This is a genomic window from Providencia sp. 2024EL-00732, from assembly GCF_044006275.1.
In the GTDB taxonomy this organism is placed as follows: Bacteria; Pseudomonadota; Gammaproteobacteria; order Enterobacterales; family Enterobacteriaceae; genus Providencia; species Providencia huashanensis.
Map to the genome: position 1 here is coordinate 327,318 of NZ_JBIPDG010000002.1, position 16,792 is coordinate 344,109.

Annotated in this window: 19 protein-coding genes and 1 pseudogene; 5 read left to right on the forward strand and 15 right to left on the reverse strand. The window is 35.3% G+C overall.

All coding sequences use genetic code 11. The features are described 5' to 3' along the window. Positions 1 to 4: 4 nt before the first annotated feature. The 10 genes from ACHB7C_RS06605 to ACHB7C_RS06650 form a co-directional block, all read right to left on the reverse strand. Positions 5 to 517: a fimbrial protein gene (locus ACHB7C_RS06605; protein WP_166685012.1), complete on the reverse strand. Its 513-nt coding sequence runs from the start codon at positions 515 to 517 to the stop codon at positions 5 to 7. A gap of 63 nt (positions 518 to 580) precedes the next feature. Next, the gene (locus ACHB7C_RS06610) at positions 581 to 1,108 is read right to left on the reverse strand and encodes a fimbrial protein (protein WP_166685013.1); all 528 of its coding nucleotides are present in this window, start codon (positions 1,106 to 1,108) and stop codon (positions 581 to 583) included. 112 nt (positions 1,109 to 1,220) lie between these two features. After that, positions 1,221 to 1,667 (reverse strand): fimbrial protein, encoded by a 447-nt coding sequence (locus tag ACHB7C_RS06615; protein WP_395346785.1) that lies wholly within the window; start codon positions 1,665 to 1,667, stop codon positions 1,221 to 1,223. A 41-nt stretch (positions 1,668 to 1,708) separates the two neighbouring features. Next, positions 1,709 to 2,227 carry a fimbrial protein gene (locus ACHB7C_RS06620; protein ID WP_198860959.1) on the reverse strand — a complete coding sequence of 173 codons (519 nt, stop codon included), beginning with the start codon at positions 2,225 to 2,227 and terminating at the stop codon, positions 1,709 to 1,711. 17 nt (positions 2,228 to 2,244) lie between these two features. Beyond that, a complete protein-coding gene (locus tag ACHB7C_RS06625) occupies positions 2,245 to 2,844 on the reverse strand; it encodes a fimbrial protein (protein ID WP_166685015.1) in 600 nt (199 codons plus the stop codon). Between the two features lie 25 nt (positions 2,845 to 2,869). Then, positions 2,870 to 3,610, reverse strand: a complete 741-nt coding sequence (locus tag ACHB7C_RS06630; RefSeq protein WP_042845648.1) for a fimbria/pilus periplasmic chaperone — start codon at positions 3,608 to 3,610, stop codon at positions 2,870 to 2,872. Positions 3,611 to 3,650: 40 nt separating this feature from the next. Further along, complete coding sequence (locus ACHB7C_RS06635; RefSeq protein ID WP_210855765.1) at positions 3,651 to 6,158, reverse strand: fimbria/pilus outer membrane usher protein; 2,508 nt, start codon at positions 6,156 to 6,158, stop codon at positions 3,651 to 3,653. Between the two features lie 40 nt (positions 6,159 to 6,198). Beyond that, positions 6,199 to 6,666, reverse strand: a complete 468-nt coding sequence (locus ACHB7C_RS06640) for a fimbrial protein (protein WP_166685017.1) — start codon at positions 6,664 to 6,666, stop codon at positions 6,199 to 6,201. Between the two features lie 132 nt (positions 6,667 to 6,798). Then, entirely contained in the window at positions 6,799 to 7,368 is a 570-nt protein-coding gene (locus ACHB7C_RS06645) for a fimbrial protein (protein ID WP_042845650.1), read from the reverse strand. Between the two features lie 143 nt (positions 7,369 to 7,511). Beyond that, positions 7,512 to 7,802 carry a helix-turn-helix domain-containing protein gene (locus ACHB7C_RS06650; RefSeq protein WP_048605919.1) on the reverse strand — a complete coding sequence of 97 codons (291 nt, stop codon included), beginning with the start codon at positions 7,800 to 7,802 and terminating at the stop codon, positions 7,512 to 7,514. 1,158 nt (positions 7,803 to 8,960) lie between these two features. Here ACHB7C_RS06650 and ACHB7C_RS06655 point away from each other — a divergent pair. The 5 genes and pseudogenes from ACHB7C_RS06655 to ACHB7C_RS06675 all read left to right on the forward strand — a co-directional run bounded on the left by ACHB7C_RS06655 (position 8,961) and on the right by ACHB7C_RS06675 (position 13,045). Beyond that, entirely contained in the window at positions 8,961 to 9,782 is an 822-nt protein-coding gene (locus ACHB7C_RS06655) for a winged helix-turn-helix domain-containing protein (protein ID WP_198860961.1), read from the forward strand. Between the two features lie 7 nt (positions 9,783 to 9,789). After that, positions 9,790 to 10,284 carry a FidL-like protein gene (locus ACHB7C_RS06660; protein ID WP_042845652.1) on the forward strand — a complete coding sequence of 165 codons (495 nt, stop codon included), beginning with the start codon at positions 9,790 to 9,792 and terminating at the stop codon, positions 10,282 to 10,284. A gap of 231 nt (positions 10,285 to 10,515) precedes the next feature. Beyond that, positions 10,516 to 10,670, forward strand: a pseudogene (locus tag ACHB7C_RS06665) (IS3 family transposase); the annotation flags it as partial. Positions 10,671 to 11,096: 426 nt separating this feature from the next. After that, entirely contained in the window at positions 11,097 to 12,380 is a 1,284-nt protein-coding gene (locus ACHB7C_RS06670; protein WP_395346792.1) for a DUF4225 domain-containing protein, read from the forward strand. A gap of 320 nt (positions 12,381 to 12,700) precedes the next feature. Continuing rightward, on the forward strand, positions 12,701 to 13,045 hold the full coding sequence (locus ACHB7C_RS06675) for a cell envelope integrity TolA C-terminal domain-containing protein (protein ID WP_395346794.1): 345 nt from the start codon (positions 12,701 to 12,703) through the stop codon (positions 13,043 to 13,045). Positions 13,046 to 13,126: 81 nt separating this feature from the next. Here ACHB7C_RS06675 and ACHB7C_RS06680 read toward each other — a convergent pair whose 3' ends face one another. The 5 genes from ACHB7C_RS06680 to ACHB7C_RS06700 form a co-directional block, all read right to left on the reverse strand. Next, positions 13,127 to 13,954 carry a DUF932 domain-containing protein gene (locus ACHB7C_RS06680; RefSeq protein ID WP_395346796.1) on the reverse strand — a complete coding sequence of 276 codons (828 nt, stop codon included), beginning with the start codon at positions 13,952 to 13,954 and terminating at the stop codon, positions 13,127 to 13,129. 61 nt (positions 13,955 to 14,015) lie between these two features. Further along, entirely contained in the window at positions 14,016 to 14,462 is a 447-nt protein-coding gene (locus ACHB7C_RS06685) for an antirestriction protein (RefSeq protein WP_395346798.1), read from the reverse strand. Positions 14,463 to 14,631: 169 nt separating this feature from the next. Further along, on the reverse strand, positions 14,632 to 14,973 hold the full coding sequence (locus ACHB7C_RS06690) for a hypothetical protein (protein ID WP_395346800.1): 342 nt from the start codon (positions 14,971 to 14,973) through the stop codon (positions 14,632 to 14,634). 158 nt (positions 14,974 to 15,131) lie between these two features. Then, on the reverse strand, positions 15,132 to 15,596 hold the full coding sequence (locus tag ACHB7C_RS06695) for a hypothetical protein (protein WP_272667956.1): 465 nt from the start codon (positions 15,594 to 15,596) through the stop codon (positions 15,132 to 15,134). Positions 15,597 to 15,899: 303 nt separating this feature from the next. Further along, a complete protein-coding gene (locus ACHB7C_RS06700; protein WP_395346802.1) occupies positions 15,900 to 16,787 on the reverse strand; it encodes a GTPase family protein in 888 nt (295 codons plus the stop codon). Positions 16,788 to 16,792 lie beyond the last annotated feature (5 nt).

Below are 16,792 nucleotides of genomic sequence, written 5' to 3' on the forward strand. Positions count from 1 at the left end.
ATTATTATTGGTATTCAACCACCAAAGTGGCGCTTGCAGTAAACGTGCCGCCAGTCAATGTGCTATGGCTCATTGTAAAAGGCGCGGCTGTCAACTTGGGTCTTAAGCTGTAATTAAAATTAGCCCAGCCATTTAAATTTAATATATTATTTCCAAATCGGAATATAATTGATAAATTATCTCTACTTGTCCCTAACATTGTGGAATATATGCCATCACTCCCAACTATTCGTAGCTTTAATGCAGGGTTATTTGCACCATCAGAACAATTTAAATTAAAAGGAATTTCCCTTTGATATTCTAAACCATTAATTTTAGGTACAGAAATATCACCAAAATCAATAGTAATAGGTTGATTTGGATTTATCGATGATGTGATATCACAAGTCTGCTGTAAAACAATCACACTAACATTCGTATTAAATATTGCAGCATTAACGTTAAAATTAACAAGAAATATAAGTATGGATGTTATACCATTTACAAATCCCCTTTTACATTTTCTAGATTTATTCATTTAAATCACCTATTGGTCTTTCATTAGAATTCAAATACGACATTTTTAAAATTTACTTGTATATTAATTGAAATCCAAGGTGTAATAGAGCATAGCCGTAAACTCACCAGGTATTATTTTTGTTTCATTTTGACTTTCAATTTTAACAAAGGCATTCAATTGAATCGCCATTGTTCCATTTGAAATGGCAATAGGAGATAACACTGAATTCATAGGTATCTTTTTCCCAGAGCTATCCATTAAACCTATGACAACACCTTTCGCTGTACTACTAGGATTTAGCATTAAATAGCCATCCGAAGTTACATTACCAGCAGTACCCTGAACTGATAGTGAAATTGTATTGGCAATAGATACATCACAATCTTGTAAAATAATAGAAAATGGTTTTAGTGATGTTTTTTCATGTAAATAAAGCTGTTTATCAACAATAACACCAAACTCAACTACAGTTGGCGTACTCTCATCTATTGTACAAGGTAATGAAATTAACGTGCCTTCATACTGAACTGTATTATTATTATCTCCAAATGAGGCTGCGCATAGCATCATTAGAAAACCCCAAAATAGGCCAGAGTTTATTTTTTTCATATTAATTTCCTTAGGGGTAATTAATGGAAATTGTTGCTGTTGCTGTAAATTTCCCTTCTATTATCGGTGTAGTAGGCTTGGCTATTTTTACGGGTATAGAATATAGCGGAATCTATAATTTACCATTATTTGTCATAGTAAGTTTTTTCTTATCATTCGGTGCAATAACGGTACTATCTGTTGCGTTATATAAACGAATCCCTATACCAGCTCGGGAAGTTTCTAATGCTTTTTCATCAAATAATACTGGGTTCCCCATATAATTTAGCTCTAAAGACACGTTACTGCCTAAATTAGCTCCACAGTCAATATTTAAAGACCAATTTTTTTGGAACCGTTTACCATCAATACGTTGAATCGCTATCTTACTAAATTGAATATTAACTGGTTTATTGATGCCTTCTGTTCCATAAATATCGCATGGAGGTGTATCAATAAGATTTCCTTTAAATGATAAGCTCGTAGAGTTATTAGAAAAAACATTAGGGCTATTTAATATTAAAAATATAAATAAGAAATAGTTTATCATCTTAGCAAAAATGTTAACTTTTTTTATCATAGGAAAACCTTTATAGATACACTGAATAATAAATTTTAACCTTATTCATACTCCGCTAAAAGCGTTGCAGTTGCAGTAAAACTACCCGCTGTAATATTAGCTGCTTTAGCATTAATTACTGGATTAGCATAGATAGGGTCTCGACGGCTATTTGGAAACTTTATAGGGTCAAGATTTACACGAATTGTAGATAAATTTGTAGATCCACTATAAAATGAAATACCTAAATTTGTATTGCTCGTTGTAAGTAAATTTGTATTAAAACTAGCAGCAGTCCCCTTTATACTTAATGAAAGCCCTGTATTATTTGGCGCATCACAAGTCAATTTATATTTAATCTCCTGCATATAATTCATTCCAGTTATATTTCTAATAACCATATCTTGAAAGTCAATAGTAATTTCATTACCATTTAACCCTGTAATTTCACAAGGTGGGTTTTGAATTAAGTTTCCTTTGAAATTAATCCTTACAGAATTCGCTGCTAATGCAGATGGAATTTGTATACTCAAAATAGATACTAGTATCGAAATTATTAAAATACTTATACTCTCTTTCATATGAATTTTACTCAGAGTTAATCATAATTTAATTGGAAGCTAATAACCGATGAAAATTTACCTGGCGTCATATTCATCGAGGTTCTAACAGGAATCACACTGTAAGTTAAAATACTTTGCCCTTGTGGAACTAATTTAGGTTTTGTATATTCCCCTAGAGTAATAGTATTTCCTTGTTTATCTTTCAGTACTAAGCCTAAGCCTTCAATACCTCTAATTGAGATATACTTCGACATATTTTCACTTTTAGTTGTGACGAACCTTATTGAAAACCCAGGTTGGTCATTACTCCATGTCATATTACCAGAGTACGGATCTAACATGTTAACGGGTGTTGCAAGGCAATCAAGTAGTTCAATATAAAACGGATACTCATTTCCCATAGAATGAATACTGGGAAAATCTGCTGTTTTTAAATCGCTAATTTCAATATCTTGATACATTGAATGCATTGCAATACGACACGGACTTTCTGTTAGTATTCCTTTCACATGCACTTGCCCATGCTGCCCATCAACATCCCAATGATTAATTGGAAATTGATTTTCTGCAAATGTCATTCCGGATATAGAAAATAGTAATAGAACAGGATTCCATTTTTTTTGAAAGACATTCATCTTATATTCCTTTTCTTAAAGAGTATCAGGATTTCTGTTCTTCTACTTGACAGTTCATTTCTTGGCAGCGGAAATGTAATTCAGGTCTACCACCGTAATCATTGATATAAATCAGTACGGGGTTATTACCTAAAACACTTGTACTTACACCTAATTTTTCGCTACCAAATGGTGCGATCATTATTGGAGCAAAATCATTTGGATCGGTTTTTAATCTGTCTGAAAATGCATTTAAAATTGTGACGTAATATGCCGTTGGATTTTTGACAATGACCTCATGTCCTGATTTCTCTAATGTGATTTTTTCTTGCCATGGTTTTTCATCATCTTTTGGAACGATAGCTGCTGGGCGATAAAATAATTTTATTCGCGTTTGTAACGCAATTTGCAATACATTATCTTTATCACTTTTAGGTGGCACTTCGCGCAAGTTAAAATAGAATAGGCTTTCTCTATCTTGTGGTAACTCGTTTATCGTTGGCATTAAATCAATTTTAATTTGGCTAGATTTACTAGGCTCTAAACGTTGAATTGGTGGCAACGCAACTAATGGCTTAGTAATTTTCTCACCAGTTTGGTTTTCTAACCAACCTTGAGCTAAGTAAGGTAGCTCAGGATTATTATTGTTTATATTTAAAGTGACAGATTTTTGATTACCGTCAAAAATAATGCGAGTGCGATCTAAAGAAACACCAGCGAAAGACATGTTTGCCAATAAAATGCTGGATAGCCCTATTAATAAACTGTGGGATAATTTATATTTCATAATTTATATACCTTTACTTTTTCTTTATTTAGACATTAGATTATTGGTGATTTTCTCGAACACAAAGTGCCAATAACCCTCCCGATAAGTCATCCAACTTTTTGGGAAAAACAATTTTACATTCTTGGTTAGAAGATAAATTTACTCGCATTACTTCATCGGCATTAATTCCACTCAAATAGGTATTCCCTTCGTCGCCGACAATACCGGTGTTTTGCCCTTTACTATTTTTAACTTGGGAACCAAAAGCGGGATATGTCCCATCTTCTAACCTGATAACGACCATACCTTTTAATCCTGATAACACATCAAAGTGTCTATAACCGACGGCTCCTTCCGTTAATGTTGCTTGTTGCACTGACTGCTGCGCATCTGCATTATCGGGTAAGTTATTTAAATCAATTTGTATATTATTTCGGTTGTAATTACTCATGTCGCTAATGACTGCTTTACCAAATAAATTCGTTTTAACTGCAATACCTGAGCCACGAATAGGAATATCAGGAACACCATCTGTATCAACCAAGAGCCGAGTTCCCCCTGCAAGGCTAGAACCATGGAATGCCCCACCTTCTGGTGTTATTGTTAATCCGCCATTTGCACTAAACCCAGCGGCACGATACTGATTCATCGCATAGCTAACGTTAGTAGAAAGCCAAGCATCATTTCCTTGATATGAAAAGTACCCACTTGTTGTCGCGCCTTTACGATTGTTTCCGATGTTAAATTGATAATTCATTCTTTCTGTTAATGTATCGAAATAGGATGCATTATTTGAAACATTGTTATGACTTATATCCATCGAATAACCGAGGCTTGCAGAGCTTCCCCAAGGTATAGAGACTGAAAAATAAATGCTATCGTCACTTTTTGAGTCTGTTTGCTGCCTATTTGCGGAAACAGTTGCACTAATATTTTTCCAACTGCCTATATCAAAATATTTTGATAGCATTAAGCTGTAATAATCATTGGCTGGTCGGTCCCAATAGGTTTGGTGGTTATAGTTAAAGTACAAAGAAAGACCACTTTCAATAAAGTTCTTATTAATTGATAACGTATATAATTCTTTGCTAGAGCCATAACGCATACCTGTTACTCGAAAATCTAAAAAATCACTCATATTCATAAAATCTCGTTCTGAAAAACGATAACCAGCAAAGTTAATTTGACTGTTATATTCCTCAAAACGCTTTGAATAATTCAGACGATAAGATTTACCTTTTAACGAACCATCGTTAGGAATATTTGCAATAGACTGCGTGATATCAAATGAAAGCGCGCCAAAAACCAACAGGTCACGACCAATACCAATAGATGTTGATTTATAGTCTTGACTACCTAATATTCCACCAAATAATGACCAGCCATTACTGACTCCCCATGAAAATTCTCCCATACCGAAGCTCACGCCTTGACGGTGGCCTTGGTTATCAATAGGTTTTCCCGTTGCAAATTTATATTGAACCTGACCTGGCCGTGTTAAAAAGGGCAGACTGGCGGTATCAACATCAAATGTTTGTGTGGTCCCATCTTGCTCAGCAACTGTAACATTCATTTTTCCTGTAATTGCATCACTGAGGTTTTGAATACGAAATGGGCCTTGAGCGACCTGTGTTTCATAAATCACTCTTCCTTGCTGACGTATAGTAATTGTGGCATTTGTCTTTGCTGTTCCAACTATTTCTGGTGCATAACCACGTAAGTTAGGCGGCAGCATGTTCAAATCAGATTGCAATCCAAGCCCAATAAACTTAAATGCATCAAATACACCTGAATTTAAAAAATCCTCACCTAGAGTTAATTTTGCTTGCAAAGCGGCTATCGCTCGATAAGCATAGATACGATTCCAATCAAAATTATGTTGAGTTGTTTTTTGTTCTCCAGTTGTACGATTGATTTGAGATTGCCATTCACCACGGAATCTCCATGCACCTAAATTAATACCCGCTACACCATTTCCACTTAAAGATGATGATGTTTGATCTTGTTCAAGCGAATCGTTAATTGCTCCATTTATATTGTAGTCAAATAATAAAGCCGAAATACCATGATCCCAACGACTAGGAGGGTCCCAGTTTTCATAAATTTGTTCTAAATAGGCCTGAGGGACATTAATATTAAGTGAAGAGGTAGATAGATCCCCTTCAACAGACATCCCATCTAAACTATTTAAATTTAAGCATTGGCCACCCTGTTCCCATAATGCTTTATTTAAGGCTTCTTTTGTTAACCCTAATCTTTCGACAATATCTGGGGAAAGGCAAGCCACACTACCTGAATCTGAAGTTTCACTTTCATTAAATATAACTGACATTTCAGATAATGAATGACCATTAATATTAATTTTCAAGTTATACGTACCAGGCATAATAAATCCAATACGATTAAATTGTTCTAAATCAATATTGTTTCTATCTTCTACATCTAATACATCAGTATTAAATTCAATTACCCTAGCAAATGTGGTAGTCAGCATACTGCTATAGAGCATTGATATGATCAAGCCTTTTAATATATATTGTCGTATTTTATTTTGCTTAATAGGCATATTAATTTCCTGACTACCCAAAAATAAATGTCAAATATCTTCAGTGATAATCAACTTTAAATTTTATTGTTGTTCTATATCCACCTGACTTTAGAGATAAACCATTTCTCATAAGCTTCACACCATATTTTAAGTTTGATTCCCCAGGTATTATTGAGTGTTCTTTAAGAGGAACACTGGGATATATTAAATTTCCTTTTTCATCTTCTAGAGACAATGATATTCCTTTTGCGTGACCAAATAATTCGAACAAATTATTTTTGGCTGGTCCATCGAATGTTAATGTGAAATAATTCCAATGCTTTCCTGATAACGTTTCTAAATGGCAACCAATTAATTTAATTGAAAAATACTTTATTGGACTATGACCATATTGATTTATAAGACTCATTGGAATTACACCCATATCTATTGATTGGTCATAAGAGTCCATTGAAATAGCACATGCTGTTTCTAAAATGCTTCCTTGCATATTTACCTTACCAATAATAGTATTGTTATCAGCCAAAGAGTTATTGGCTCCTATAATTAATAAAATTAGGAAGCCCGTGATTTTCCTGATAACAATCATTGGTGGTATGTCCTTTATTTAGTATTTAGTGTTTTCCTGATAGGTCAGCACTTAATATTTTGCAGAAACTTAGTTATAAGAAAGAACAAAGTTTGTAGTTGCTTCAAATTTGCCTGGGTTAACTTGTGCACCTGAAACACCTTGCAAAGCAGCTTGGAATCTTAGTGAATTATCCCCTGCAACAAAGTTTTGGGTTGTAGAGCTATTCAGGTCAATTTTATTTCCTGAAACTGTCATTAATTTAACACCAGCACCTTGTCCATCACCAGTAATTTGAATTAAACCAGTATTATTACCAGAATTAACCCATTCAGTACCGGTGAATTTTACATTAACAGTATTATTGTAAGTTAATTCAACTTCTTCACCATCTTCATTTGTACCTTTATATTTTGCATTTAAAGTACAACCTTCCAGTTTAATTGCGAATGGTTGAGCTGAAGACATACCACCTGATTCAAGTGTTGTATTAGAAATTTGTCCTAATGGTACTTCTTGGTTTTCATCACCTGGTGCAATTGAACATGGCGCTGTAATAATTGAACCACTGAAATGAACTTTACCAGTACCTGCATCAACTGCTAATGCTGACGCACTCATTGCACCAAAAACCATTGTTGCGATAACTAACTTTTTCATATATTTACCTATATAAATTAAAATAAATTAATAACCGAATGATTATTAACATTGACACTAAGCTCATACCTATTTATAGGCATGAGTAAAACCCTTAATTACTCTAATTAAGGAAATCAGTTTTAAAATTTAAAATTAGACAATTAAATTTTGTTCGAAAAATTATTTGCAATAACGTAGTAATAATAATCAGACCAATCCTTGCCAAGTGCATGCAAATAGTTATTTAGCATATCGATCGATATATTACACAACCCATTCTCATAACGAGAAACTTGCTGTTGACTCAGGTATAATAATTTTCCAACTTCAGTACCAGACAAACATTTTTCTATTCTAGCTGATTTTAAAAACTTACCCGTTTCTTTTGTAATATCTAATCCATTGATATATTTAACTTCACTTTTTATCTTATCTACATTTTCTACAAACATAGCCAAGTCTCCTAAAAATATATTTTAATCAATAATCGATTAGCTTAAAACCATAGCCAGATTCTAAATAATAAATTCTAATATAATAATAAGTCATTTAACGGAGGAGTATTTTTTAACTCAACTCATTTGATGTCGCTTACTATAGATTTATCCAATATTGGAGTAAAAGTGTTTTAAGCAATGAAAAGCGAGCTTTTAGATAGGCACGACCTATTGAAAAATATAAAAACATATATTATAACCTATTAAAATTAATTATAAGTTATTATAATCTTATATATCAATGGGTTGAATAACTTTGGTTAATCACGTTATAAATTATGTTTTCGTTAACATTGTCAAATTTAATATTTAGTACTCATATCTTCACCTATCATACTTGCAATTTGTTACAGTTATTCAATAAAAGATATATGATAACTTTATTAAAATAACTTATATAGATAGTCAAAATATGACAATTACACTATAGAATAAATATTACCTTTAGTTTTAGTTGATAAAATAGATATTTGTTTTAAGACTACCTACAAAGAAACTGAAGGGGTAAATAAGACTTTTGCTTTTCTGTCATATTAGTACCGTAGCTAAATTTTAAAGCCTAACAAAGCTCATCTATAAAGGTGATTTTACTTGCTCGTTCTTTCTGTCTAAAGAAAATAAGGAAATGGAATAAATGAATCATTTCAACGGAAATGTTGGAATGTAGAGGGGATTATTTAGTGTAACTCAAAGTAGATACAAACACGGAAAACAGGTAACCCATTGTTTATTAAATTTTAATTATCCCCAGAGTAGGATCATATGACTATAGTATTCTAGGTGTAAAAAAGTACTTCTTATAAATCAAATTAAAAAACCAAACTTTATTAAAACTTAAAACTATTAGTCTAAAAAATTTATTTTTTTAGACTAAACAGCTAGCTAACCTCTTTGAAAACCTTCCTTTCTAACTGACATCACTCCATTTTCGTGTAATAATTTGGTTGTTATTCATATTAATTGTTAAATCAATCATTCATGCTTTAGATTAAGAAAACCACAAATCAATGTGTTGTAAAATCGTGAGGTAGTGCTTAATATAATTAACAGACTGACTGTAAGTGAAATTTATAAACTTAAAAATCATTTTTAACAGAGTAAAAATTATAAACAATGATATATATATTGAACAATTGTATAGAATATGATTCTGAAACTGGTGAGATAATTCAGCTAGGCTCAAACAGCGAAGTGGCCAAGCTTACACCTATTTTAAATCGTATTTTCAGAGTATTAGTCGAAAATAATAACATGATCATCCCAAGAGAAGAGCTTTTAAAAAAAGTTTGGGATGAGCATGGTTTGACTGCCTCAATTAATACATTAAACCAATATATCAGTGCTCTGCGAAAACTACTTTATCAGCACCTTGAGATAGATAATGCAATTTTAAATATTCCTAAAAAAGGTGTTATTTTATCTTCAGAACTCATTATTACACAACGTAACACCGAGCTTGTTCGCCATAGTGAAGAAAAAGGAGATACAGAAAAACTTGATGGAAGGGATAAGCTACCTTTAATTGAGCTTAATACACATAATCAAGTCGCGGTATCTTCCGTTATAGCTAAACCCCGAGTATGTTATACGTTAAAGCGTAATTTCTCATTGAAAATTATACTTGGCTTCAGCGTCATTTTAACACTGGCTTCAATGTATAATTTATTTTTTGGTGCATTAAGCTTTGACAAAGTTAATACGTACCTTGTCAGTACAATAGGGTCATGCCCTGTTTATTCATTTAACAGTAATTTTGACGATAAAAATAATTCAAAAGATATTGATAAACATGTAAAAGAGTTTAATTTACAATGTAATAACAGCGCCATTTTTTATTACTACAGTAACCATAGTAATGCTCAAGTAGAAAAACAAACCCTACTGACTAAGTGCGAAGATAATAAAATATGTATTTCAACTCGAATAAATTGGTAGGTTAAGAATGAGAAAAATTACTATTTTATTATGTGTCATTGCATTATTGTCAGTTGGCCTATTTTTTTATTCTGTGACTGTAGAGGACAACAAATACTGTAGTGCACAAATTAACTCAAATTTTGAGTCTCCCTTATACCCTAAAGCTGGATATGAAATTGACTTAAGGATCGTCCATCAAAAGGATAATAGCGGCTATATAAAGTTGGTTGGTTCAATTTCCACGGATAAAACCTATTCCGTGAATAGAGTCGTTCACTATACTAACTCGACTATTGATGAAATCGATAATATCAAAACGAAAATTACATTAGTGAGGAAGGCAAAAAATGATAATGTGAGTGATGAAGTATTCAATCACTATTTAAAAGCATTTTCTTTTGGTACAACCAGTTACTCGAAAATTAATCAAATCTCCCCTGGAAGGTATCTCTTTTCCAGTGCATTTGGCCCTTACTTCATTTGTGGGGAACAAAAAGAAAACGAGTTGCCCCCTATCTGATATCAATAAAGCATATTGAGAGAAGATATACGGACTGAAGTGTCATAGTCAATTGGCTACCTGAATAGAGGTGTTATTAGTTCAAGGTGACCTATATGACAATGCAAACTCGACGTAATTTCAGTGCAGAATTTAATTTGAGACTAGTTTTTCCTTGACCAGAGCTATTCCGTGGTCAAAGCTACTAACGCTATAAGTGCTAGTAAATTTACTATGGATAAATGAGTTAACCAGTTAAAGCAAAGTTTATTTCAACAAGGCAATTGCTGGGACAATGCGCCAATCAAACGCGTTTTAGGCACTTAAAAACGGAATGGGTATAATAAATAGGCTATCAAAGCTTTGTTGAAACTCAGCACCAAATCACCCGATACATGATTGGGCATGCAGGTAATCGATCCGAGTTGATCTTAGCATCAAAAGTAAGGACAAGCCTTGCAAGCACTGGATTTCAGATACAAAAAAAGACGTCTGTTGATGCCTCTTGGTGTTCTTATGGTGCGAAGGCCGGACTCGCTTTCAACAGACAATGCATTGTTTTTATTTGATATAAATTTATAATCAATTTTTTATATACTTAAATGTATACTCAATGGTTTGAGGTTTGAAAACTGGGTTAATTAGCACCATCCACCCTCTTACATAAGCTGTTGCCATAATAGCATCTTTATCATTTTTATTGAATATTATTAAAATACCCCCCTACTCTTATCTATTGTAATCCTTAGTGATTGTTAAAAATAACTTGTCAATAGCTTAACACTGGTCAACAATAACATTTAACTTAAGTTCAATTTCGTTTAGGGACAGGCATGGCTATAGGATATTTTTTACGAGTTGGTGATAAAACAACATGTGGCGGTCAAATTTTAACCGGCGACAATACCTTTATATTTCATGGAAGATCTGCTGCTCGTCAGGGCGATCTAGTTACCTGTGGAAAGCATTCTGGGACATACAACATACTGGGTGGCGTTAGCAATGTATGGGGTAATGGCAGAATGATGGCGGGAACACTGGATAGCTTTAGCTCCTGTCCGTGTAAAGCAAGACTGATAAACTCCATCACAGATTGCTACAGTAAAGAAGATGAACCGATGTCTCGCGCATATAACCCTGTAGCTTCCGAGCCCCCTACTCAGCAACCAATTAGTCAACCCAGTAATAATTACGCTCCTCCTATTATTGCCAATGACAGCAACAAAATTAGAATTGATGCGCAACACCTAATTGATTGTGCAGATGAGCTTTGTGAAAAACACCTTTATTATCCCGACGTAAAAAGTGAATTTAAAAGCGATGTTGAAAATTTCGCTTATCAAATTGTTGATCAGGTTGAGTCTGGTCAAAAAAGCTACAAGCAAGGTTCTGCCGAACTAGAGCAAGAGAAAAAAAGCTTAACCGAGCAGGCATTTGACCTTCTATTAAATGGACTATCAATTATTGGAGGTATAGGTATGGTTACTGTTGGCTTTGGTTTGTGCTTTACAGGCTTAGGATGCCTAATTGGCGCACCACTGATGGCACACGGAGCTAATGGAATTTATGAAGGTGGTATGGGAATCTATCAAGGAAATAGTGATGTCCAAGGCCCTTTACGTGAAGGCTACAAAGCAACTGCTAAACTGTTAGGTTTTAATGAATCAGTAGGAAACTTAGCGTACGATCTTATCGATTTAGGTGTATCCGTCCAAGGAAAACTAAAGTTAATACCTAAATTAAATGATTATGGAAACCCTAAAAAACATTTATTTTTTGATGAGTATGTTAGAAAAGATCTTGAAAGAGCATATAAACAAAAAAAGGACTTCTTCCTCAGTATTGAAATATTTAGTGATGGTGTTTCATTATTAAAAATAAAAGATCATGTGAAAAATCTCCTTGTACTAGATAAAGATAATAATCATGTTAGTTTAGTTATTAGTGAGCCAGAAAATATATCTAATGTAAAAGAAATTGTTGAAGACTGCTATTTTGCTTTGCTTATTAGTGGACATGACGATACAGAGTCTCCAACAAGAATCCGAGTATGTATTGATAATAATGGAAACAGATATACTGAAGACCTAGATGGGAACCCATTAGATATTTATTAAGGAATAACCTAATATGTACTTTATCTATTATGGACTTAATGTTTTTTTTATATTCATGTTCATAAGTTTAAAAAGAAAAACACTTTTTGATTATAGAAAAAACAAAAAGTTAAGAATCATTAGGGTTGTTGTTATAATTAGTTCTTATATTATGGGTTCAATAAGCCTATACATCATGAGCTTAATAAAAAATGATGATGTAAATGATTGGGTTATTTTCATTACTTCTTTTTTATTTTTTCTAATGTATCTTGGCTTTGTTTCAAAGTTAGAATACCCGAATAAATAAAAATTATAGATACAAACATGAGGTCGTTTTCATGAAGAAGTCTTTTTTATTTTTTAGCATTCTTTTTACTGGGCACTTAAGTGCAGCACCAACCGACAATCATCCAATGGATACCTATGCTTCGAATGTCCAAAAATCTATTCAGAGTCGGTTTTATGATGTAGACCTCTATAAGGGAAAAGAGTGCGAAATTAAGGTCACTCTAGATAATGACGGCAAATTAATTTCAGCTATTGCTCATGATAAAAATAGTAACAATGACAAAAAGCTTTGCATTCGAGGCATAGAGTTAATTGAAAACACTAAATTTCTGCCTACCCCAGAAGATAACTTAACATCAGATAAAAATGTGTTTTTTATTCTCCTTCGACTATAAAAAATCATAAGGTTAGACAGGATGCTAGCTGATTAGCTAACATCCATAACCTGCCCACCAATAAAGTTTTGCTTAAGTAAACTAGCTACAGCCAAAATGCTCATGCATCTTTTCTGTCATCACCCACAGTGCCTTATTCAATTTAATGTCCCCATCAATACCATTCACCGAACGAGTGCGAGCTCGCTTGCCTTTGGGATTCCTACCTGATAATCCTCCTTTGATTAAATTCTCCTGCAAACGTTGGTATACCGTCCAAAGATCATCTTTCTTATCCTCCCAACGGCGAGGCTGTAACACTTGTTCTTCGGTAATCGGTTGATGTTCCTCACCAAAGCGATAAGTCAAAGCCGCATGCGCTAAGGCTTGCTGTGCTGGTGGCGGTAACAATAACGATTGCATTTGTTCACGTTTTTCAGCTACCGTATCAAAGGTTTCTAGCACCTCATAAGCTCCTTTAATTACCTTCCCAACGACATCACCTTTGTGCGGCACACGCACTTCACCAAACGTATCTCCGCAAACTAAACCATTTTGACATACTGCTCTAAATAACCCCGGTAACATTTGATAACTGCTTGAACCATCATGGCTATTTAAAAGAATAATTTCAGGCACTTGAATACCTGTGATTTGGTCATGACGTCTGAGCCTTAACATATGCTTGGTGTGCTCTCGACGACTGGCATCACGTACACGAGTCTGGCACGCAAAGAACGGGTAGAAGCCTTCCTTTTGAAGACTATCTAATAAGGTAATGGTTGGGATGTAAGTGTAACGCTGACTTCTGGATTCGTGTTTTTCTTCAGAGAAAACACTCGGTACAATACGAAACAGTTCTTCAATGGTTAACGGGCGATCACGACGAATGCTATTCGCCGCACCAAAGCGGGAAGCTAAACGAGTCATAGTTAATTTCCTTGAATATAAATAAGATAGGTAAAACTGAAAGAATAAATTAAGAAAGGTGTTAATCGATAAGATGGAAAATGGCCGAACTTTCAGGATGTTGAATGGCGTAATCACGAAGCTGGTAGAAACGGTCAACCAGTAGTTCACTTTCCGTTCTGAACGACCATTGGCTATACAGCATCAAGCAGACGGCGACACCTGCCGCTTCAGGGCTTAGTCCCGCTTCATTGCCATTGTGCATATTGAATAGTGTGAGTTTTTCAGGGGGCAAATCAGGATAAATAAATGCACCGCCGTTGGGTAATGTGCAGTATTCCCAATAGCCGCCAGTGTACTCATCACAAAACTGCCCCATAATAGTGAAAATCACTACTTCAAACGTGGCGAAGCCTTTCACTGTACCAAAGTGGCTTTGCCAGAAATTTGGTCTAGCTGAAAGCGGCACGACATTAGCGAGAATAAATGAGTTTGGTTCTAGCGCAGAAGCAGAATAAGAGGAAGACATATGATTTCTCCTGTTAATAAATTAATAACGGGTAATAAAAATGATGAGTGAACAGGACTACAAACCAGCTGTTTAACTACCGATACCTAAGAAGTGTCATGACGACAGTAAACAAAAAGGCCTGCTGATAAGAAGCAGGCCTTTAGTGGTAAAAATTGACATGATCACATTAGGGATTGAAATCAAATGTCCAAACGCCTTGGTTGGTATCCACGGCGACCTCGATGACATTGCACGGTACTCCTGGGCTTTTACCCGTAAATAGACGTGTGTAGGTATTACCAAAATTCAGCCTAATAGGCTTCCAAGGACGGTATTCCGCATCCTTACAATTTCCGCGATTAACTAAAATTTTATTGATGACCACGCTATCAACGTTTGAGGTGATATAGATTTTACTGTATGAACGCCCGGCATTGCTGGGCCCTTCACTGAGTCGAATAGGCGCCTTTTCTGCATAGGCGAAACACGTCATCAGCCCCAGCGAAAGTGCAAAAGTGAGTTTTTTCATAATGAGTATCCTTATGATGGAATGAGCGTAAAAATCACGGATATGTCGGACTTGAGCTCGAATAAGGAGACATCCCCCACTCGATCAATGCTGTCACGGTTTTCACTATCCCGTGGCTTCAGTGAGTTAGGTCTCTTATCGTTGAGTCCAAAGGGCACTTAGAGGATAAATTGAGTCCAGCAGCCGTTTTTCCCCATTTCAGGGATAATGCTAGCTGCTCCCTTTAAGGTAAAGGTCACGGGTTTCCCGCCGTCAGCGGAGACGGTGACCTGTTTTTCATGACGTAAATTATCCCAAGCGACTTCGACATGACTTGAGCCAGCTCTACTTGCGCTGTCACTGATTTGATATACCTCCTTTCCGTCAAATTTCATTTCCAAATATTGCCCCGTATCCATGCGGGTTTGATGACCATTGCTATCCGTAAACATAATTTGAATGGGTTTATCCCCTTTGTCTTCACAAGACAGATAAAGCTGAGATTTGCCCTGACCCTGAATGACAAACTCAGTCACGCCTTGCGTTTTGTTACTCGTCCAAGTGTGTGAGTTACCAAAAGCGTGAGTGAATGTGGGTGTTAAAGCCGAAATAAAAAGTGCAGAAACAATAAGTTTTGTTTTCATGATATTTTCCAGTTAGTGATTTTGCCTATTCAGGTAAAAGGCTCTAAGACTTCATTAATACGAACAAAAAGTGAGTACTCAACAAACAACTGATGGTTCTCAATTCTTAATAACGTGACAAACCCTGCGATTTATCGCATTGATTTTTATTAATAAATTTAATTCATTGATACCTCTAAGAGATTGTATCGCCATCATTTCGATGTAGATAATGAAAAAAACCGATCGGTTCGATCGACAAATTCGATCATGACAACGTAAAATCGTTTATCGATGGCCCAATATGACAGTCATTTCATTGAATTAACTAAAGAAAAATGACCAAACAGAGCGCGCTGCTTGAGCGATATGATGAGTTGTTGATTTGAGGGCGTGCCGAGCGATTTGGGGAAGTGGTGCGAAATCAATCACGCGCTCAATGATATCTACGACCGTATCACCGAAAGAGCTACGCGCATGATTGATAACCGTTGTGGTCTGATAGGTATTTTGTAGATGTGGGATTAAGGGACTACGTGCCTGCTTTGGGAGATGAGTAATAATCGCCTCCACCAATTGGGGAAGGTGATATCGGCCTTTAACAGATATCGGAATGATGGTGTCTACAGAGATATGCATTTGTTTGGCGATAGCATGTCGTTTCAATGTGATATGAGCTTGCTGCTGTTTTGAAGGCTGAGCGGATGCCCAGTGCCACTGCTCTACAGGCTCTATCTTATCGACTTGATTCAAAATCCAAGTAATAGCCGGTAGCTCTCCGTTATACTCCGTGAATACTGTTTGATAAAACTGTTCTTCAATAGAAAATGCGCGATCATCGGCTTTCAGAACCCAAAGCACCATATCGAGTTTAGGTATCCACTCACGATAGAGCTCACGATACTCCTCATCACGCTGTTGGCATTCTCCGACACCCGGTAAATCAACTAGCGTTAGTGTGTGCCGCCCAAAGCGTAACTTGACCTGTTGGGGCTGCCGAGTACAAGCTTCAACAGCATTGACAGCACAAACTTGACTGCGAAATAAGGCATTACACAGACTGGATTTCCCGACACCAGTCTTGCCCATTATGCCAATTACAGGTTGATAGGTAACAAGCTGATTGAGCTCTTTTAATAAGGTTTGACGCAGTGAACGAGGGTAGCGCCGCAGATGGCTACGAATAAGGGCATAGCCTGATAATTTTTTCATATTAA